The sequence below is a fragment of the Maribacter sp. C-4077 genome, assembly GCF_055378385.1.
Genome location: NZ_AP038807.1, coordinates 2320419 through 2340865, shown reverse-complemented (window position 1 = coordinate 2340865; position 20447 = coordinate 2320419). Strand labels below are relative to the sequence as shown.

19 protein-coding genes and 1 tRNA gene are annotated in these 20447 nt (G+C 41.2%); 6 read left to right on the top strand and 14 right to left on the bottom strand.

Annotated elements, in window-relative coordinates; translation table 11 throughout:
* Positions 1-154 precede the first annotated feature (154 nt).
* The 7 genes from ACZ41C_RS10065 to ACZ41C_RS10035 all read right to left on the bottom strand — a co-directional run bounded on the left by ACZ41C_RS10065 (position 155) and on the right by ACZ41C_RS10035 (position 4547).
* The gene (locus tag ACZ41C_RS10065; RefSeq protein ID WP_125221272.1) at positions 155-637 is read right to left on the bottom strand and encodes an ExbD/TolR family protein; all 483 of its coding nucleotides are present in this window, start codon (positions 635-637) and stop codon (positions 155-157) included.
* A 23-nt stretch (positions 638-660) separates the two neighbouring features.
* Positions 661-1281 carry an ExbD/TolR family protein gene (locus ACZ41C_RS10060; protein WP_154917189.1) on the bottom strand — a complete coding sequence of 207 codons (621 nt, stop codon included), beginning with the start codon at positions 1279-1281 and terminating at the stop codon, positions 661-663.
* Positions 1282-1291: 10 nt separating this feature from the next.
* Positions 1292-1723: a hypothetical protein gene (locus ACZ41C_RS10055; protein ID WP_138258813.1), complete on the bottom strand. Its 432-nt coding sequence runs from the start codon at positions 1721-1723 to the stop codon at positions 1292-1294.
* 30 nt (positions 1724-1753) lie between these two features.
* Positions 1754-2503 (bottom strand): MotA/TolQ/ExbB proton channel family protein, encoded by a 750-nt coding sequence (locus ACZ41C_RS10050; protein WP_099545962.1) that lies wholly within the window; start codon positions 2501-2503, stop codon positions 1754-1756.
* A gap of 76 nt (positions 2504-2579) precedes the next feature.
* Positions 2580-2667: transfer RNA gene (locus ACZ41C_RS10045), tRNA-Ser, on the bottom strand.
* A 71-nt stretch (positions 2668-2738) separates the two neighbouring features.
* Positions 2739-3764 carry an asparaginase gene (locus ACZ41C_RS10040; protein WP_464561135.1) on the bottom strand — a complete coding sequence of 342 codons (1026 nt, stop codon included), beginning with the start codon at positions 3762-3764 and terminating at the stop codon, positions 2739-2741.
* A gap of 15 nt (positions 3765-3779) precedes the next feature.
* Entirely contained in the window at positions 3780-4547 is a 768-nt protein-coding gene (locus ACZ41C_RS10035; protein WP_464561133.1) for a TatD family hydrolase, read from the bottom strand.
* 81 nt (positions 4548-4628) lie between these two features.
* Here ACZ41C_RS10035 and ACZ41C_RS10030 point away from each other — a divergent pair, with 81 nt between their 5' ends.
* A complete protein-coding gene (locus ACZ41C_RS10030; protein ID WP_464561131.1) occupies positions 4629-5075 on the top strand; it encodes a retropepsin-like aspartic protease family protein in 447 nt (148 codons plus the stop codon).
* Between the two features lie 54 nt (positions 5076-5129).
* On the opposite strand, the gene odhB is transcribed toward ACZ41C_RS10030, so the two are convergent.
* Entirely contained in the window at positions 5130-6407 is a 1278-nt protein-coding gene (gene odhB / locus ACZ41C_RS10025; protein ID WP_464561129.1) for a 2-oxoglutarate dehydrogenase complex dihydrolipoyllysine-residue succinyltransferase, read from the bottom strand.
* Positions 6408-6438: 31 nt separating this feature from the next.
* On the bottom strand, positions 6439-9234 hold the full coding sequence (locus tag ACZ41C_RS10020; protein ID WP_464561127.1) for a 2-oxoglutarate dehydrogenase E1 component: 2796 nt from the start codon (positions 9232-9234) through the stop codon (positions 6439-6441).
* Between the two features lie 120 nt (positions 9235-9354).
* Between ACZ41C_RS10020 and ACZ41C_RS10015 the strand changes: the two genes are divergently transcribed.
* Positions 9355-9867, top strand: coding sequence for an alpha-ketoglutarate decarboxylase (locus ACZ41C_RS10015; RefSeq protein WP_464561125.1), 513 nt, complete (start codon positions 9355-9357; stop codon positions 9865-9867).
* A 2-nt stretch (positions 9868-9869) separates the two neighbouring features.
* Here the strand turns inward: ACZ41C_RS10015 and ACZ41C_RS10010 are convergent, their stop codons facing one another.
* The 4 genes from ACZ41C_RS10010 to ACZ41C_RS09995 form a co-directional block, all read right to left on the bottom strand.
* Positions 9870-10220, bottom strand: coding sequence for a hypothetical protein (locus tag ACZ41C_RS10010; protein ID WP_464561123.1), 351 nt, complete (start codon positions 10218-10220; stop codon positions 9870-9872).
* Between the two features lie 17 nt (positions 10221-10237).
* A complete protein-coding gene (locus ACZ41C_RS10005) occupies positions 10238-11518 on the bottom strand; it encodes a metal-dependent hydrolase family protein (RefSeq protein ID WP_464561121.1) in 1281 nt (426 codons plus the stop codon).
* A 74-nt stretch (positions 11519-11592) separates the two neighbouring features.
* On the bottom strand, positions 11593-12609 hold the full coding sequence (gene galE / locus ACZ41C_RS10000; RefSeq protein ID WP_464561119.1) for a UDP-glucose 4-epimerase GalE: 1017 nt from the start codon (positions 12607-12609) through the stop codon (positions 11593-11595).
* A gap of 41 nt (positions 12610-12650) precedes the next feature.
* Positions 12651-13805, bottom strand: coding sequence for a DegT/DnrJ/EryC1/StrS family aminotransferase (locus tag ACZ41C_RS09995; RefSeq protein ID WP_464561117.1), 1155 nt, complete (start codon positions 13803-13805; stop codon positions 12651-12653).
* A 91-nt stretch (positions 13806-13896) separates the two neighbouring features.
* Between ACZ41C_RS09995 and ACZ41C_RS09990 the strand changes: the two genes are divergently transcribed.
* From ACZ41C_RS09990 to ACZ41C_RS09975, 4 genes are all read left to right on the top strand, one after another.
* A complete protein-coding gene (locus ACZ41C_RS09990) occupies positions 13897-15135 on the top strand; it encodes a 3-deoxy-D-manno-octulosonic acid transferase (protein ID WP_464561115.1) in 1239 nt (412 codons plus the stop codon).
* Positions 15136-15590: 455 nt separating this feature from the next.
* Positions 15591-15761, top strand: coding sequence for a hypothetical protein (locus ACZ41C_RS09985; RefSeq protein WP_161598196.1), 171 nt, complete (start codon positions 15591-15593; stop codon positions 15759-15761).
* A gap of 543 nt (positions 15762-16304) precedes the next feature.
* Entirely contained in the window at positions 16305-17267 is a 963-nt protein-coding gene (locus ACZ41C_RS09980; protein WP_464561112.1) for a tetratricopeptide repeat protein, read from the top strand.
* A gap of 24 nt (positions 17268-17291) precedes the next feature.
* Positions 17292-18188: a helix-turn-helix domain-containing protein gene (locus tag ACZ41C_RS09975; RefSeq protein ID WP_464561110.1), complete on the top strand. Its 897-nt coding sequence runs from the start codon at positions 17292-17294 to the stop codon at positions 18186-18188.
* Positions 18189-18670: 482 nt separating this feature from the next.
* On the opposite strand, the gene ACZ41C_RS09970 is transcribed toward ACZ41C_RS09975, so the two are convergent.
* Positions 18671-20425 carry a RagB/SusD family nutrient uptake outer membrane protein gene (locus ACZ41C_RS09970; RefSeq protein WP_154917203.1) on the bottom strand — a complete coding sequence of 585 codons (1755 nt, stop codon included), beginning with the start codon at positions 20423-20425 and terminating at the stop codon, positions 18671-18673.
* Positions 20426-20447: the final 22 nt, after the last annotated feature.

The window sequence follows — 20447 nt, the reverse complement described above, 5'->3', positions numbered from 1 at the left end:
GAAAAATACTTTAAATGAGAATTAAGATTGTAACAAAGAAACCTGCTTTTTGCAAGCTGCTCGTGCCTTATGGTATTAATATCTTTGTTGATACGAATAAAAAACGCTTCAAAAAAAATTTGAAGCGCTTTCTATAAGTTTGAAAAATTACAAACTATTGAAGGTTCCTAAAGGCGTCCCCTTCATACGTTGTATAGTTTACTTTTAATGCATTCACTTTACGTAACTCTTGCTTAATGTCTGATATAAGACCCATATTGGCATTTTTATCAACTTTTAAAGCAGTGGTCAATACGTTCTGTAATTCTTGAGGTTTCTTGGCTCTTTCCATTAAGATATAGTCACCTACCTCAGATGGCTTGGCAAACTTATCATTCAATTGTATTTGAGGCTCCGTTCCATATACCTTTTCGTACTCCCTGGTTGGCTTACCTACGTATATGTAAATTACCCTATCCTTTTTCTCCAATTTCTTGACCTCATTGGCATTGGGTAACACATTCTCGACCTTTAGGGAACTATCCTTCATAACCGTTACCGTCATAAAGAAAAACAAAAGCATAAATACAATGTCAGGAAGCGATGCGGTTGAGACCGCAGGTACTTCACCATCTTTTTTCTTTGCAAATTTAGACATAGTGTTTCAGTTTTTCTTCTTTATTAATTGGTAGTGGTTTCAGCTTCGGATAATTTTTGAGGAAATAACTCCTGAATACGCTGCACTTTTTCTTTAAGCTCCTCCTTCGCTTCGTCCGAAGTTTCAGGATTAAGGTATTCTGCCTCCATCTCCACGAAATTCTTACCATATAATCTTTGTGCTTCCCTATCCCTTAAATCATTGTAGGCCCCCACTAGTTCATTCTGAACGGTGATATAGGTAGAATACTTTGTTTCCCTATCGTTCTTTAAGGAGATAATCGCTTTTGCCGGACTGTCAGATGAAGATGCGTCTCTAGACCCCTTGCAGTAGCTACAATAATCGGGACTGCCTTGAGGTGCTCCCCCGTTGTCCAAGAACGCCATGGCCTTCTCCCTTAAATCCGAAATTTCTATCAACTCATCATCAGCCAGTAACTGACCATTTTTGTTGATGTTTACCTGAAAGATATTCTTTTGCTTAATTACAACATCTTGATCAGGCGGTTCAATTGGAGGCAACATACGGTCCAAACCTGCATCCGTTTCTATAGTAGTAGTTACCAAGAAAAAGATGAGCAGTAGAAACGCTATGTCCGCCATGGAACCTGCATTTACTTCTGGTGCTCCTGCTCTTCTAGCCATAACTTATTTTTTATTTACCAAATAGTTTCTTAACCCCAGGAAGAACCATCAAAACAACTGCAACTGCAGTCAAAATGAAAAACACGTTCAATCCCATTCCTATTTTTTTCACCGTAGACTCGCTGGACATAGCCATGTACTCAGGTGCTACATCCGTACCACTTGAAAGTACGTATGAAATACCAACGACTATTGCCAACCCAACAACTACAAATAGCGTCTTTTTTAGGCCTTGAGGATTAGAAAACAAATTTTTTAAGGTGAACAACAATGCAGCTACCACAGCGATTCCTAAAAGAATATATGTGATAACGAACATTCCGTTCATTGCTCCGCTTTGAGCTGCCTCGGCTGCCGGCATGTCACTACTTGGCAACATATACCAAAGTACCGCACTTAGTAAGCCTATGACAATCAATGCTATTTTTATTATTTTTTGCATGATACTATTTTTAGGTATTGAATGTGGAACTTATTTTTTGTGGTCTACCAACATATCAATCAAAGTGATCGATGAATCCTCCATATCATTTACGATACTATCAATCTTGGCGATAATATAGTTATAAAAGATTTGAAGTATGATAGCCGTAATAAGACCGAATACCGTAGTCAATAACGCCACCTGAATATCACCTGCAATAAGAGAGGCACTCAAGTTACCAACCGCAGCGATTTTTTGGAAGGCCTGAATCATACCAATTACCGTACCCATGAAACCAAGCATCGGTGCAATGGCGATAAATAAGGACAACCAAGATACATTCTTCTCCAACTGACCCATTTGAACACCACCATATGCCACAACAGCTTTTTCTGCAGATTCAACACTTTCTCCAGCCCTATCCAAACCTTGGTAATATATAGAAGCAACTGGTCCTTTTGTATTTCTACAAACTTCTTTAGCGGCCTCAACTCCACCAGATGCCAATGCATCCTCAACTTGTTGTTTTAATTTGGCAGTATTAGTACTGGCCATATTCAAATAGATAATCCTTTCAATAGCAACGGCCAAACCAAGAATCAAACACAAAAGTACAATCCCCATGAAGCCAGCACCACCTTGGATGAACTGCTCTTTCAACACTTGGGTAAATCCTCTATCCGCTTCAGGAGCCGCGTCTTGAACAAGCAAAGCTACCGCCGCCACTTTTGCACTTACCATATTTGTACCTGCTACAAACGCCCCAGCAACAGCTAGGCTTGGAAATAATTTTTTCATTTTTTCAAACTTAAATTAGTTAGTTAATAGGGTTAAAGATAAAAAAAATCAATATAAAAAAAGTAAAACTTATTCGCAGAGAGGAAGGGATTCGAACCCTCGATACACTTTTGGTGTATACACACTTTCCAGGCGTGCGCCTTCGACCACTCGGCCACCTCTCTATTTTTCGCCTTTTTTAAGGTGGGGCAAATAACAAAAAAAATATTAGACAATAAAATATTACCCGTTAATTTTAGTGCATTTCTCCACGTAATGAAGTCTCGAAAACTGTCTTAAAGTGTTTGTTTGAAACCCCACTCCCGAGCATGTACATTGCCTTTGAAATTGCCGCCTCCGTGGTAATATCCTTACCATTAATTACTTGCATGTCCATTAGCGCGGAACTGGTCTCATATTTACCCATCAACACACTGCCCCCAGAACACTGCGTAACGTTTATGACATGTAAGCCATCAGCTATAGATTTTTTTAGCGAACCTAAAAACCAATCTGCAGTAGGACCATTTCCGGACCCATAGGTTTCCAAGACGAGTGCCTTCAGCCCATCGGTTTTTAATATATTTTCAAATACGAACCTGTTCATTCCCGGAAATAATTTGACCAAAGCCACATTTTCGTCCATTTTTTTATGAACTATCAAATTTTTATTGCGTTTCGAAGGCAAAAGATATTCCGAAAACACATTCAAATGTACTCCGGATTCCGCCAAGTGCGGGTAGTTTAATGATGCAAAAGCCCTAAAGTTTTCTGCATTAATCTTAGTGGTCCTGTTCCCTCTATATAATTTATATTCAAAATACAAGCCCACCTCCCTAATGACCGATGTTCCATTTTTTTGAAGGGCGGCAATCTGGACGGATGTTATCAGGTTCTCCTTGGCATCCGTACGTAAATCCCCAATGGGCAACTGCGAACCGGTAAGGATGACAGGCTTATCCAGGTTTTCCAATAAAAAACTCAATGCCGATGCCGTATAGCTCATCGTATCGCTTCCGTGCAGGATTACAAAACCGTCATAATTTTCATAGTGCTCCTCGATCAGGATGACAATTCGTATCCACTCGGCTGGATTCATGTTCGAACTATCCAATGGATTTTCAAAGGAAATGGTTTCTATGGTGCAGTCCAATTGGTTCAGTTCCGGAACATGCTTTAAAAGTTTATTAAAATCAAAGGATTTTAGGGCCCCGGTTTGGTAATCCTTTACCATTCCTATGGTTCCCCCCGTATACATCAAAAGAATTTTTCTTGTGTCCAAACCTTAACTTATAAATTAAATCCCGAATACTTCTTTTGAATTCTCAGTAGTCACAGTGGCGACTTCCGCTTCCTCCATACCATAGATCTCGGCAACCCTTTTTAGGACGTTCACAACATAGGCGCTTTCATTTCGCTTTCCCCTATACGGCACAGGCGCCAAATAAGGTGCGTCCGTTTCAAGAACGATGTTCCTCAGGTCGATCTGATGTAGAAATGTGTCGATTTTTCCATTCTTAAACGTTACAACCCCGCCTATTCCCAACTTCATATCGTATGATAATGCCCGCTCCGCTTGTTCCAAATTTCCGGTAAAACAGTGAAAAATCCCTCTTAACCCTTCTCCTTTTTCTTGCTCCAATACTTCAAAAACCTCATCGAAGGCATCCCTGCAATGAATAACGATTGGTAACTCCATCGCTTTTGCGAGTCGTATCTGCCTGGCAAAAGCTTCTTGTTGCTCCTTTAAATAGGTCTTGTCCCAATACAGGTCGATGCCGATCTCACCAATTGCATAATATTGGTGCATCTTTACCGATTCTTCCACATGGCGAAGTTCCTCTTCAAAATTTTCTTTAACATGTGTTGGATGAAGCCCCGTCATCAAGAAAACATTTTCAGGAAAGCGGTCCTTTAATTGCAACATTCGCTCCGTATACGTGGAATCAATGGCCGGAACAAAAAATCGGCTGACTCCTTGGTCCATGGCCCTTTGCATCATGCCTTCCCTATCTCCATCAAATGCTTCACTATACAAATGTGTATGGGTGTCCGTTATAATCATACCGCAAAAATAGGTTTATCTTTGACTTTTTTAAGCCTAATCCAAGTATTCGCCCCATCATTTGACGTAAACTATACTTCTATGCACTCCCTAAAAAAATACCTAAAGAAAAAGGGATATGACGAAATTCCCCTGACCCTTACCAAAACAAATCATTTGGAGTTTTCTGCCATTATCAATGGTACACCGGGAAGATTTATTCTGGATACAGGAGCTTCCAATACGTGTATCGGCTTTGACAAAATCGATTTTTTTAATTTGAAATCCAAAGAATCCAAAATAAAAGCGGCCGGAGCCGGGGCCACCGACATGGAAACGCTCACCTCCAAAAAAAACACTATAGATATTGGCAAATGGCGCCACAAGAAGCTGAAAATAGTGTTGTTCGATCTTGTTCACGTCAATACTGCCCTTATAAGTCATGATGCGGAACCTGTTGATGGCATCATTGGTGCCGATGTGCTGAACGAAGGTAAAGCCATAATCGATTACAAAAAGAAGGCACTGTACCTAAAGGTCAAAAAGTGATAAAAGCAAAAAGCACCGATATTTCGGTGCTTTTATTTTTAGGTACATATGGAATTACATTTCTAATGCCCTTTTAACATCATTGCCCATCAATAATTCTTCCGGACTCTCCAAGGCTTCTTTTACAGCCACCAAAAACCCGACGGATTCCTTACCATCAATAATTCGGTGGTCATAAGACAATGCTACATACATTATCGGGGCTATGGCAATGGCACCATCCCTAGCAATGGGACGCTCCACGATGTTATGCATTCCCAAAATGGCACTTTGTGGCGGGTTGATAATAGGGGTGGACAACATGGAACCAAACACGCCACCATTGGTAATAGTAAAGGTACCGCCTGTCATTTCATCTACCGTTATCTCCCCTTCCCTTGCGCGTATCGCCAAACGTTTTACTTCGGCCTCAATACCTCTAAAGGAAAGATTTTCCGCATTTCTGATTACAGGAACCATCAATCCTTTTGGACCTGATACCGCAATACTTATATCACAAAAATCGTAGGACACCATTTCCTTACCATCTATCATGGAGTTAACGGCAGGGTACATTTCCAATGCCCTTACGACTGCTTTGGTAAAGAAGGACATAAACCCTAGACTTACACCGTGTCTCTCTTTAAAATCATCCTTGTATTTATTTCGCAACTCGAATATTGGGGACATATCCACTTCGTTGAAAGTGGTTAACATGGCCGTTTCATTTTTTGCCGAAACCAAACGTTCCGCCACTTTTCTTCGCAGCATGGATAGCTTAGATCGGGTCTCGCCCCTACTACCTCCAGAAACCGGTGAGCCCATGGATGGCTTTGCGTTCATGGCATCTGACTTGGTAATTCTTCCGTCCTTTCCGGTTCCTGTAACGTTAGAAGCCTCAACTCCCTTTTCGTTCAAAATTTTCTTTGCAGCTGGTGAAGCCACTCCAGAAGCATAGGTTTCCTTTGCCTGAGGGGGCTGTGGCGCCTTTTCGCTTTCCTTTTTCGTATCCTTTTCCTCTCGTTGTTTATCCAAATCCTTTGCGGCATTACTTGAGGAGCCTTCGTCCCCACCCGACGCGGAACTTGCAGCTTTACTTGCCCCATCCGGCTTTTCGGCGCTAGTATCAATAAGACACACAACGGCACCCACGGCTACAGCATCCCCAACCTCTGCCTTTAAGGTTATCGTCCCACTTGCCTCCGCCGGCAATTCCAAGGTTGCCTTGTCAGAATCGACCTCGGCAATGGCTTGGTCCTTCTCTACATAATCGCCATCTTCAACCAACCACTCCGCTATCTCAACTTCCGTTATGGATTCCCCAGGTGAGGGAACTTTCATTTCTAGAATCATTCTTTCTATTATTTGCTATTCTTAATTCTTGTTATTTTGGTTTGGACATATTATCCTTGGTCTTATCAAAAACATAGTCTATTACTTGCTGATGCCTAGCTTTAGACCTAACGGCACTACCGGCGGCGGGGGCGGCATAAAACCTTCTGGAGGCCACCCTAAATTTACCCACATCGCTAAAATGCATCATCAAGTGGCTCCATGCGCCCATATTTCTTGGTTCTTCCTGTGCCCAAACAATATCGTCCGCATTTTTATATTTTGCGATAATGTCCTTCATCTGCTGGTCTGGCAGTGGGAACAATTGCTCCACACGGACCAAGGCCACATCATCCCGATTCAATTCCTCCTTAACGGCAAGAAGGTCGTAATAGAACTTACCGGTACAGAAAACCAAGCTTTTTACTTTCTTGACATCTGCCGTAGCATCGTCTATCACCTCCTTAAAACTACCATTCGCCAGCTCGTCCACCGTAGAAACCGCCTTTGGATGTCTCAACAAACTCTTTGGAGTAAAGATAATAAGCGGTTTTCTAAAATTCGCTTTCATTTGTCTCCTAAGGATATGGAACATTTGGGCCGGGGTGGTTACATCGGCGATATACATATTGTCCCTTGCACATAGCTGGAGATATCTTTCCATACGGGCCGAAGAGTGTTCCGCGCCTTGACCTTCATAACCGTGTGGTAACAACATTACCAGACCGTTCTGAAGCTTCCATTTATCCTCCGCCGCCGATATATATTGGTCGATCATTATCTGGGCCCCGTTACTGAAGTCTCCAAATTGGGCTTCCCAAATGGTCAAGGTATTGGGACTTGCCATGGCGTACCCATAGTCGAAGCCTACCACACCATATTCTGATAGGAGCGAATTATATATTTGAAACCTTCCTTGTTCCTTTGAAATATTGTTCAGAAGCAACACTTCCTCCTCACTTTCCTCCACTTTCATGACCGCATGCCTGTGCGAAAAAGTTCCCCGCTCAACATCCTGACCGGACATACGGACCCCAAAACCTTCCTGTAGTAGGGTCCCGTAGGCCAATAGTTCTCCCATTGCCCAGTCCAAGGAGTCGTCCTCAAAGTACATTTTATGTCGGTCTTTCACCAACTTCTCCACCTTGCGTAAAAACTTTTTACCCTTTGGCAATTCGGTTATGACCTTGGCGATCTCAGTCAGTTTTTCCTTTTCAAAGGTGGTATCGACAGGGTCCATCATCTCCCACTCGCGCACATTCTCAAAACCTTTCCATTCATCGGCCATAAACGGCGTAATAATGGTCTTGTCCTCTTTCCTGGAATCTTCCAGTTTTACCTCCAAACTATCCTTATACTGTTTCTCAAGCTCGGCCACATAACCCTCGTTTATAACACCTTCCTTGATCAATCGTTCTGCATAAATATCCCGTGGATTCATATGCTTGGCGATGGCCTTATATAGTTTGGGCTGGGTGAACCGAGGTTCGTCACCTTCGTTGTGGCCATATTTTCTATATCCCAAAAGATCCAAGAATACGTCCTGATCGAACTGCATCCTATATTCCAGGGCAAACAAAGCGGCATGGACTACGGCCTCCGCATCATCGGCATTAACGTGGAGTACGGGACTTAAAGTTACCTTACCAACATCGGTACAATAGGTGGAACTTCTGGCATCCAAATAGTTTGTGGTGAAACCAATTTGATTGTTTACTACAATATGTATGGTACCTCCGGTCCTATAGCCATCCAAATTGGCCATTTGGACCACTTCATAGACCAAGCCTTGGCCTGCAATGGCGGCATCGCCGTGCACCACAATAGGCAGCACTTTTGAAAAATCGTCCTGATAATGGGCATCCTGCTTCGCCCTGGCAATACCCTCAACTACGGCACCTACTGTTTCCAAATGCGATGGGTTTGGTGCGATGTTCATACGGATCTGGTTTCCGTTATCGGACATGCGGTCCGAAGTCCAGCCCAGATGGTATTTCACGTCCCCGTCAAATATTTCCTGCTCATAATCCTTTCCATCGAACTCGCTAAAAATATCCTTTGCGGATTTCCCGAAAATATTCGTTAGTACGTTCAATCTTCCCCTATGGGCCATTCCCATTACAAATTGTCTCACGCCCATTTCCGCGGCACGCTCCACTATGACATCCAACGCGGGAATCAAGGATTCGTTACCCTCCAGTGAAAATCGTTTCTGGCCTACGTACTTGGTATGCAAAAAGCCCTCAAAGGAAACGGCCTGATTCAATTTCTTTAGAATATGCTTTTTACGCTCCGGACTAAAATTGGGGTGGTTGTCGTTTACATTTATCCAATTCTGAATCCATTTGATCCGTTCCGGCTTTCTGATATACATATACTCCACACCTATGGAGTCACAATAAATACTGGTTAAATGGGCGATTATCTCGCGAAGCGTACTGGGCCCTATACCAATAATATCGCCGGCATTGAAGACCGTATCCAAATCAGCCTCCGTAAGACCAAAGTTCACGATGTCCAATGTGGGCTCGTACTGCCTTCTTTCCCTAACGGGGTTCGTTTTTGTAAACAAATGCCCCCTGCTCCTGTAACCGTCTATCAACCTAATGACCTGAAACTCCTTTTGCAAGGATTCTGGCATTTCCACTTGGTTGCCGTTAATGGTAACAGTACTTCTGTTTTCTGGGTCGATATCCAATTCGTCCAACGAACTTTCAATACCGAAATCAAAACCTTGAAAAAAGGCACGCCAGCTTGGTTCAATACTATCCGGATTGATCAAATACTTATCATATAACTCGGAAAAATAGGAGGTATGAACAGCATTCAAAAAGGAATATTTATCCATGAATTACTTTCTGTATCTTTAGAAGAAATTTGTACAAAAATACAACATTTACAATATCTAACGGAATGCTGATTGGTATTATTGGAAAATTTTAAGGTTTCAAACAAATTTTTAAAATCAATGGATAAAAAAATCCTTTTGACTTGTCTTTCAGTGTGCGCCCTGTCTTTTATTTATTCCCAAAATACCCAAAGAACCAACAATTTTTGGCGGGATGTTAGGTACGGGGGAAGTCTTGGACTTAACTTTTTTAGCGGTGGTTTCAATGCTTCCGTATCGCCTAGTGCTATTTATCCATTTAGCGACCGGTTTTCTGCCGGGACGAGTCTCAATTTCAACTATGCGAAATTCGACGATGACGAACTACTGGCTTATGGAGGCAGTCTTCTTTCCCTTTACAATCCCATTCCGGAAATACAGCTCTCCGCAGAATTGGAGCAATTGAGAATTAATAGAACCTTTGAAGCCTTTCCCAACACTATAAAGGATAATTATTGGTCCCCGGCATTATTTTTAGGAATTGGATACAGTACGTATAATGTAACGGTAGGATTAAGGTATAATCTCCTATTCGATGAGGATAGAAGTATTTATGCCAATGCTTTATTGCCCTTCATTCGTGTGTTTTTTTAAGGTCAGTTTCCGTAACGCCTTTTTGATCGTACCTTTTTCAATTCCCTTTCCAAAACAAAAAAAGATACTTGCTCCGCGACCTCTACGGCATCCATGGCATCTATTTGTCGAAGTGTATGTTCAGGGACATCGATGACATACAGCAGGTTTAGGTACTCATCAAAACGCTCCATGAGTAATACGTACAATTTTTCCTTAATCAGGAGGGACAGTTTTTGGGGAGAAATAGCATCTTCCAGTTTTAAATTGCAGTTCGCCAAGAGAAAATCCTTCTGTACTTGCTGTAACAAATCCAGATAAAGCCCTTCTTCCTGTGAGCTTTGCAATAATTCCAATACCTTCTTTTCCTCCACCTTCTCCGTATAATTACCTATTCAGATACCGATTTGAAGATCTCACCTTCTTTCATTACAAAAACGACATCTTCCAAGGTGCCCACATTTTGCAATGGATTTTCGTTGACCCCGACAATATCGGCAATAAAACCTTCCTTTATCTGTCCTAAAGTCTCCATCCCCAAAAGTTTGGCATTGGTAATCGTTGCCGCCTGCAAGGTCTCAAGTATGGGCATGCCAGCCCGATGCATATATCCAAACTCCTTCCCGTTATCCCCATGGGGCGAAACACCCGCATCCGTACCAAAGGCAATGGGAACTCCCTTTTTATAGGCCTTGGCAAAGGTCTTCTCCGAGTAAGGGCCAATTTCCAAGGCTTTCTTGGCCACCACCGGCGGAAAGTATCCCGGTATCTTCGCCAACCGTGCCGCTTCCTGACCTGCCGAAATTGTTGGGACCAAATACGCATCGTATTGAATCATCAATTCCATGGTTTCCTCAGACATTAACGTTCCATGCTCAATGGTCTTGATTCCCCCTTTTATGGCCCGTTGCATACCCTCATCACCATGTGCGTGTGCGGCGGTGAGCATTCCATAGTCCTTGGCCGTTTCCGTAATCGCCCGTACCTCCTCAACAGTGAACTGGGGGTTCTGCCCATTTTTGGCGACGCTCAGCACGCCCCCTGTTGCCGTAATCTTGATGACATCCGCGCCATTCTTATAGCGCTGGCGCACTGCCTTTCTACCATCTTCCGGGGAATTTACGACGCCTTCCTTTGGACCCGGATCCCCCATAAGGTCATCCCGAGTGCCGTTCGTAGGATCTGCATGACCACCCGTAGTGGCAATGGACTTACCGGCCGTAAATATTCTTGGCCCCACGATTGTGCCCTTATTGATGGCATTTCTTAGCGCGATGTTCACGCCAGAACCACCCAAATCACGAACGGTGGTGAATCCCGCCATCAAAGTTTTCTTGGCATAGATGGTGGACTGGAAGGCAACATCGGCTTCGTTCTTGGTAAATCGCTCCAAGTATCGGGAAGGGCTGGATTCACTTTCAATATGCACGTGCATATCAATAAAACCGGGTAGGACGGTCTTTGATTTCAAATCCACTACCTTATCGGCATTGGTGCCTGAAACAAAGCCATTTTGGATACTTTTAATCAATCCGTTGGAAACAACAATGGTCCTTTCTTCAAGCAGCTTGCCGGATGTTACATCCAAAATTTTTCCACATTGCAGGTAGGTGTTCTGGGCGCTCACCAGGCCTACCATCAAAAACATTAAAAATACCAGTAGATTCTTCATACGATACGTGTCTAAAATAAATAAGGGGAAATATAACCATATTTCCCCTTAGAACCGATTCCTTACTCAGGAAATCATTTTCTGATTTTTTGTTCCCAATCCCAGGCTGATTTCATAGCCTCGTCCAAAGTATATTGTGATTTCCAACCCAACACGGAATTGGCTTTAGTGGTATCGGCATAGGCCGTTGTGATATCGCCCGGTCTTCTTCCTACGATCTTATAGTTCAATTTTTTGCCTGAAATTCGTTCAAAACTACCAATAACCTCTAAAACCGAACTTCCTTTTCCCGTACCTACATTAAAGACCTCATAATTATCGGTATTCTTCCCGGCCAACAAACGTTCCAAAGCTACCACGTGTGCCTTTGCCAAATCAACGACATAAATATAGTCTCTGATACAAGTTCCGTCCTCCGTGGGATAATCGTCCCCAAAAACCGAAAGTTCCTTTCTAAGCCCAACACCCGTTTGGGTAATGAAAGGCACCAGATTTTGTGGCACCCCAATGGGCAACTCCCCTATTTCGGCACTGGGATGTGCTCCCATGGGGTTGAAATAGCGCAACGCAATGGCATTTAAATTAGGGGTTACCTTGCAGGTATCCCTAATGATTTCCTCGCCCATTTGCTTTGTATTACCATAAGGTGACTCCGCTTCCTTTACAGGGGCGTTTTCAGTAATGGGCATTGTATCCGCCTGCCCATAAACCGTACACGAAGAACTGAATATAAAACTGGCCTTGTTCTTTTTGCTCAATTCCTTGAGAATGTAGACCAAGGTGCCAATATTGTTTTCATAATATAACAAAGGTTTTTCAACGCTTTCGCCCACGGCTTTGGAAGCCGCAAAGTGGATAACTCCCTCCACATCTGGGTAGCGTTGAAAGAAGTCCTTTACCTTCTCCCGTTCCTTTAAATCAAATTTCTCAAAGATTGGTTTTTTCCCCGATATTTTTTCGATGCCTTCAAGCACTTTTTCATCGGCATTGGAGCAATCATCGATGATGACGACCTCAAATCCTTTTGCCTGAAGTTCCACAACCGTATGGGAACCAATAAAACCTAGACCTCCGGTTACGAGTATTTTCATAATTTTAGTTTACAAGTGCGAAAAGTACTCTTTGTTTTTGTTTAATCGTTCATAAACTCGATAACCTTCCCGGTAATGAAGGCGATTTGTTCATCATCCAATTCCGTATGCATCGGTAGGGAAATAACCTCATTCACCAATTGGTTGGTCACTTTAAAATCGGCCTCGTTATATCTTGTATCCAAATATGCCTTTTGGCGATGTAAGGGAATAGGGTAATAAATTCCACAGGGAATATCGTTTTCCGCCAAAAACTTGACCAGACCATCACGCTGTCCATTGGTTATCCGTATTGTGTACTGATGGAACACATGGCAATCACAGGTTTCGCAAATACCCTCACAGGAATTGACCGTTTTTGGGAGTACAATATCCTTATGGCCTTTTAAAGCCGCATTATATTTCCTGGCGGCCGTTCTACGGGCATTGCAATACCGATTCAATTTTGGGAGCTTTGCCCGAAGCACAGCGGCCTGAATGGAATCCAGCCTGGAGTTTACCCCAATTACATCATGATGATAGCGCTCGTACATACCATGGTTTACGATGCCCCTTAAGGTATGCGCCAAATCGTCATCATTGGTGAAAATGGCCCCACCATCCCCATAGCAGCCCAAATTCTTTGAAGGGAAAAATGAGGTTGCCCCAACGTGTCCAATGGTTCCGGCCATTTTCCTTGTTCCATCGGCCGACAAATATTTCGCTCCTATGGCTTGTGCATTATCCTCGATTACGAACAAATTATGTTCTTCCGCCAAGGCCATGATGGCATCCATATTGGCACATTGCCCAAAGAGATGCACGGGAACGATTGCCTTGGTTTTTGGAGTAATGGCCCTTTCAACGGCCTTTATATCTATATTAAAGGTTTCGGGATCTACATCCACCAAGACCGGCGTAAGTTGCAACAGGGCGATTACCTCTACGGTAGCAGCGAAGGTAAAATCGGCCGTAATGACCTCATCCCCTGGTTTCAAGCCAAGTCCCATCATGGCTATTTGTAGGGCATCGGTTCCGTTCGCACAAGGAATGACATGCTTCACTCCCAAATACTCCTCCAGTTCCTTTTGAAACGCATGGACTTCCGGACCATTAATAAAGGAAGTGGATTCAAATATCTGGGAAATGGACGCATTGACCTGTTCCTTTATTTCCTGATACTGACCGCCAAGGTCTACCATTTGTATCTTTTTCATGTTTTGGTATTATATGAAGCAGGGCAAAAATACGAAACGTGCCACAATGATTTTCTGGAAAGAACCGTAATTTAGTCGCAAACAAATCAAATTGCGCCATCTCTACTCCTTTATAGTCGTACTAACTTGGCAAATCCTAAAATTGGTAGGCTTTGTAAATCCAAAGATCTCAAAATTCGTAAATGGGCGTAAAGAGGTTGTGAAGTCGCTTAAAGTTCAATTCACCAAAAACGATAGAATTATCTGGTTACATGCGGCCTCCTTGGGGGAGTATGAACAGGGACTTCCCATTTTGGAAGAATTGAAAAAGGAAAATCCCCAGCACAAAATACTACTGACCTTTTTTTCACCCTCTGGATACGAAGTGAAAAAGAACGCTTCTCCAGCGGACCTCACCACGTATTTGCCTTTGGACACTCCACGGAACGTGCGCTCATTTTTGGATGCCGCCAGACCGGAGATGGCCATTTTTATCAAATACGAAATTTGGCCCAATTATCTTTTTGCCCTGGAAAGTAGGGGAATCCCAATTCTCCTGATTTCTGCTAGGTTCAGTGCCGATAAAATCTATTTTAAAAACTACGGTAGATTCATGCGAAAGGCCCTTTACAGGTTTTCGCACATTTATGTACAAGACAAACTATCCTTGGAGCTACTTGAAGGAATTAACATAAAAAATGTGAGTATTGCGGGGGATACGCGTTTGGACCGTGTATCCAAAATCTTGAAAAGGGACAATACCTTGGAAATTATTGAGAATTTCTGCGGACAAAATAAATGCCTTGTTGCGGGCAGTACATGGCCCGATGATGAACGGATACTGACAAACTACATCAACCATGCACCAAAGGACCTAAAATTCATAATCGCGCCCCATACTATAAAAAAAGGCCCTATTAACCATCTCTTTCAATCCATTCAAAAAAAGGCCGAACTATATTCCAGTATTTCACAAAAAACCAAAGATGACACGCAGGTATTGATTATAGATTCCATAGGTGTATTGACAAAAATTTATAGCTATGCAACAGTGGCCTTCGTGGGGGGTGGATTTGCCACGGGCCTGCACAATACCTTGGAACCTGCCGTTTTTGGGATTCCTGTAATTATCGGCCCTAATTATAAGGGTTTTTTGGAAGCAGAGGATTTGGTAAAACTGGGAGGTATACTTCCCATTAAGGATGAAAAAGGATTTAAAAGTGTTGCGGACAAATTGCTTCAGGATGCAATAACCTCCCAAAAAATAGGACAGATAAATTCACAATATATCTTAAATAATAAAGGGGCTAGCGTCCAAATCATGGAAGGAATCCGTACATATTTAAAGTAATCAAAGTCATAGAACAGATGAAATGCCCCAAAATCATCTATCCTTTACTCCTTCTCATCCCCTTTATTTTTAGCTCTTGTTGGGATTCCTTTGTGAATTCGAGGGATAACAAGAATAGGAAAGCCCCTCAGGAAATGGACTCTATAAGAATTGATTCCAGTTCTTTAAAAACCCGACCTCCTGAAAAACAAATCAAGCCCAAACGGAACAAAGCTTTGGACACATTAAAACCTGGAATTGCCATGATACATCTGCTTACCAAAGATTGAATTTTGAATTGAAGGTATGGCAGTGTTATAGTTTTTTAAAGAGCATTTTCCTCCCTTAATCGAATTAAGCCCCTGTTTTTCAGAAACTTTGTTTTAAAATCGGTATATTGAGAAGACTTTCAGAGTAAAGTAACTAAGAGATTATATTAAAACTAAATTTATACAACCGCCGTGAAGTTGGCTTGTATGAATCTCGATTATCGAGAAAAGAACGCTAATAAGAATATGGAACAGGAACTATCTTTTGGGGTGAAACTCCTCAATGGTTTTTTAAAATTTATGATTGCCTGCCTGATAGGAATTTTGGTGGCCATTCCAATAGCTCTAATTTTGGATTGGTTGGGCATTATCGATTAGTAATTACAGTAAATGTAAATTTGGGATGCGCACCGTGATGGGGCCCATCCTTTTTTGTTTATAACATCGGCGAAACGTTCGAGATTATCGACAAAAGGCCTAATTTTCAAGATGTCCAACTACAAAATTTATGTCTTACACAACGCTAAACCACTGTTAGACAACAACAAATACAATTAAAGATTTAATTATGCGTAATTTATTGTAAATAACTTTAAAGTAGGTAATGTTATGAACAATTTATCATTTAAAACTGGGGTTGACGCTTACTTGTCAATTCTGATTATTGCGATGAACGCTTTTTTGGCAGTAGTTGCAGTAGGATCCTTATTGGCCTTGTTTGGCCTAATTTAAACCGTTAAATCCTTCAATTATAGATTAAAATCTACAATCTCTAATTCACCCTCCTTATGGAGGGTTTTTTTATGTTCTTCTATTACATTATTCAGAGTACAAAGCCCTTGATCTCTCAATTATCTAACTTTTAAATAATTACAGAAAATCAAATGAGTTTAATAATATAGGGCAAAACAGAAATAGTATTTGACCAGTAAATTTAATATTTTAGAGTTCTCTAAGATAGATAATGACGGTTTGAACAGAAGCTCCAAAATATTCGTTATTGTTTTCATTACAATACACGCATCAGTATTTTCCCAAAAACAAAGAATAGACAGTATTACGGGGTATTTTACTCGAATTGAAAAATTGGTTTCCGAAACAAAAAATCAAAATAAATATAAGGAAATCAATACATTAACAGCGATGAAGGACAATGCTTTTGGCAAGGAAAAAGCCGATATCCTTCTTCAATTATGTCACCTCTATAAATACCGTAACATTGAAATCTCAAACAACTATAACCAAGAAGCACTGGCCGTATCCGAGCAATTGAATTATCAACACGGAATTTATAAGGCCAAATACAATATGGCCTATCTCATGTTTGTCCAAGGAAATTTCAATCGTTCCATGGAAGTCATCAATGGATTACAAAAAGTAATCAATTATAGCAGATATCCACAAACGTACGCTGAATTTGAAAACCTAAAAGCCGACATATATACCGAAAGAGGGGAATATGATAAGGCTTTGGAAACAGGACTGAAACTCTTAGATATAGCCGAAACTACCAAAAATAAATTCATCTTATCCAAAGCCCATGCAGCTTTGTCCCATTATTATCTCCGTTTGGAAAACTATCAAAAAGCTTTGGAGCACTGTTTGAAAGGACTAGATTATATTATTGAACAGAAGGACACCCACTACATTTTTCAAAAAGTAGATGAAATAGCAAGAATGTGCGCAAAACTCGGGAATAAAGAAGCTGCCCTAAAGGCTTACGACTTTTATTTAAAATTGGAAAAAAATCTCTACTCCCCAGGCAGTTATATTCAAAGCGTGGTCTACATGAACATGGCAGACATTTACCTATCAACTGGGGAGTACGAACGATCTAAAAACTACCTGGAACAAGCAATAACTATGGTGAACGCCAACAACTAGAGATTCAGACTACCTAGAGCACTGATGATACAGGCGGAGCTATTTCTTAAAACGAAGGATACAATCAGCGCCATTCTCACCTATGAAAAGAGTGTGGATGCTGCAGAAAACATAAATGCTTTCGATGTTATAAAATCCAATAGCTTGGTTCTAATGGATTTATATGATAAAGTAGGTGAACCGGATAAAGTAATTGAGAATAAGACAATGTATGATGCCATTCGAGACTCTTTATTCAACAATGAAAAGGAGCAACGCATCGTTATTTTGGAAGCTAGAAGGAAGATAAAGGAAGCTGGCTTAAAGCAGCAGGCATTGGAATTAGAGAACATGTCACAAAGAGCTGAATTAACCGCCATTATAAGAGCTTTGGTCTTAATTCTGGTATTTGGTTTGTTCGTCGTTATCGTCTACGTTAAATTCAAGGAAAAAAACAAGGTAATTTACAGACGAACAATTGAAAATCTTGAGGCGCAATTAAGAACAGAAAATAAAAAGATTCCCACTAAACTTGCAGAGATAAAAAACGACGATAAAACTGTTACAACTATAGACGATAACATAAAAGACATAATACTAAAAAGATTAAAAAAGCTGGAAGAAGAGCTTTTCTTTATAGATTCTGATTGTAATCTACATCAATTGTCTGAAAAGCTCAAGACAAATCCCAAATACTTATCTCAAGTAATCAATATTGAAAAAGGCTCTAACTTCAACAATTACATAAATGAACTTAGGATTAATCATCTCCTAACAAAACTCTTACAGGACGAAGAATTCCGTAATAGAAAACTTAGTTATATAGCAGCCTCAGTAGGTTATAATAATCTTAACACCTTTAATTCAGCCTTTAAAAAGAGACAGGGCATATTACCGTCGTTCTTCATAAAACAGTTAAACGAAGAAACACAAAAAGGTTAAGACAATTTTAAAAAAAGAAAAAGGTAGTACGGGAACCAGTACTACCTTTTTGAAATTAAAAAAACTAACTCTAACATTTTTGTAGCCCTAAACTACATATATACAATTTACGTTAAAAACCAGTCACTTAACTTGAAAATAGAGGGCAATTCTGTAAAATTCATGAATTTTAGAAAGAGAAAAGAATTATTAAAGGAACGACCAAAATAATAGTCAATTGGCATAGCAGCATAAAACGCTTTTCCTATGTATGAACAAGAGTTTTAAAGAAACATTCTAATAGTATCTTTCAGAAAGAAACTTATTCTCTTTAATAGTCGATAAAATTGGCTATCCGTTCCATGAAATATCCAGAAATCAATCAAACAGATAGTTAAGGACAATTTTAATACCTACTCTTAATACTGTAACCCAAAACTAGAAAAATGCCCGAGGAAATGTTTCTTCGGGCATTTTAAACAATTAACTTAAAAAAATACTTTCTAATATGCTGGATCTTGGGTCAATGTTGGCTGCCCATCCAATGCGGAACGATCTATAGCTTCCAAGGGTATTGGAAAGAACTCATGCTTTCCAGCGGTAAAAGAACGACCTTGCAGGTAGGCACGATGTTGTGACTCACTTGCAATGTAGGCGTTTAATACCTCGGCTGACACACCCCATCGTTGAAGATCAAAAAATCTATGACCCTCCATTGCGAACTCCAGTCTCGTCTCAAAACGTACTGCCTGTCGGGCCAAATCTTGATCGGTCCAAGGGTCGTCATAGGTTGCAATATCGTAATTGGCGGCCGGCGTACCTTCTTCAATGGTAAAATCGTTTCTTTCTACACCTTGAATGGCATTAGGTACGAAACCTTCCGGATTAGCAGCCCTACTCCTTATAGCATTTACCAATTCTCTCGCCCTCTCTAAGTTACCTAATTCAACTTCTGCTTCAGCTAGCCACAAATAAATCATGCTCAACCTCATGATGCGATAGTTATTGGCAGAAAGGTTTTGCCAGCCACCTTGACCGAATGCCTCGGGCTCCGCAACATGTTTCATGGAAAACCATGGGCCCGCATAGGAAAGATCACGTACAAAATCGGTTTGATAGATTTTAAAGCCTTTATAAAGAATCCCTGGCCTTCCAACAGTATGGTCGACTCTTGGGTCTAATGTAGTGGTCACTACTGAGGAACCATCGGCATTAGTATCTGGTGAAACATCTGTATCATCAAATGTTTCCAATAATGGCAAGCCATTCTCGGTTTGGTAGGCATTGACCAAGTTTTGTGATACTTGATAGAAACCGCAACAACCCCATGGGTCTGTATAGGGGTGCGCCAGACCAATGCCTCTATTAGCAGCATCACCAGTAGCACTATTTATAGCATATTGAACTTCAAAGATAGATTCTGCATTGTTTCGTGTGGCCACCAAAAAGTTGTCTTCAAATTTATCCACCAACTGAAATGGCCCATTATCAATGATATCATCCAGAATTATTTTCGCTTCACCCAATTTAGCAGTGTTTGCAACACCATTGTCATCCCATCCCTGATACATTTTTGCTTTTGCCAAAAATGCCTTAGCAGCCCAACTAGTTGGCCTACCTACATCACCTTGTGTATCCGGCAATACGGCAGCAGCCGCTTCAAAATCGGCCTCAATTAATGGCCATATTTCACGATCATTAGGAATCTTGGTGCTTTCTAAATCGTTAAGGACGAAGTTTTCCTCACTGATGTAAACGGGCATACGCCACATTTTTCTTGCCTCAAAATGAAAGAGTCCCCTTAAAAACCTTGCTTCTGCAACAATTTGTGCTCTTCTTTCATCTGTTATTCCTTCTTCAACAAGTGCCAATGTATTGATTACATTATTGGCTCCAGCAACTCCTTTATAAAGTCCTCTCCATTTATCTCGAATATGCACATTGAAGGCTTGAAAATCGTAAGCCTCAATAAAGGACTGTTCCGGCTGGTCACCGGCGTCAGTACCTTTCAAAGCGTCATCTGAGGCAATGTTGAAAACCCAATTATGAATATCATTGTGCCAGGTCTGACCAGTAAGTCCTCCGCCTGGAACCATTGTGTATGTAGCAATTAAAAGACCCTCAACCCCTTCTGGAGTCGCAACATCACCTTCACTGAACCGACCCTCCGGTTCCCTGTTCAAATAATCGTCACTACAGCCTGTCGCTATTACCAGGAAGGCTATGACGGCCCTAAGAATAAAATTTCTCTTTTTCATATTAATTATATCTAACATAATT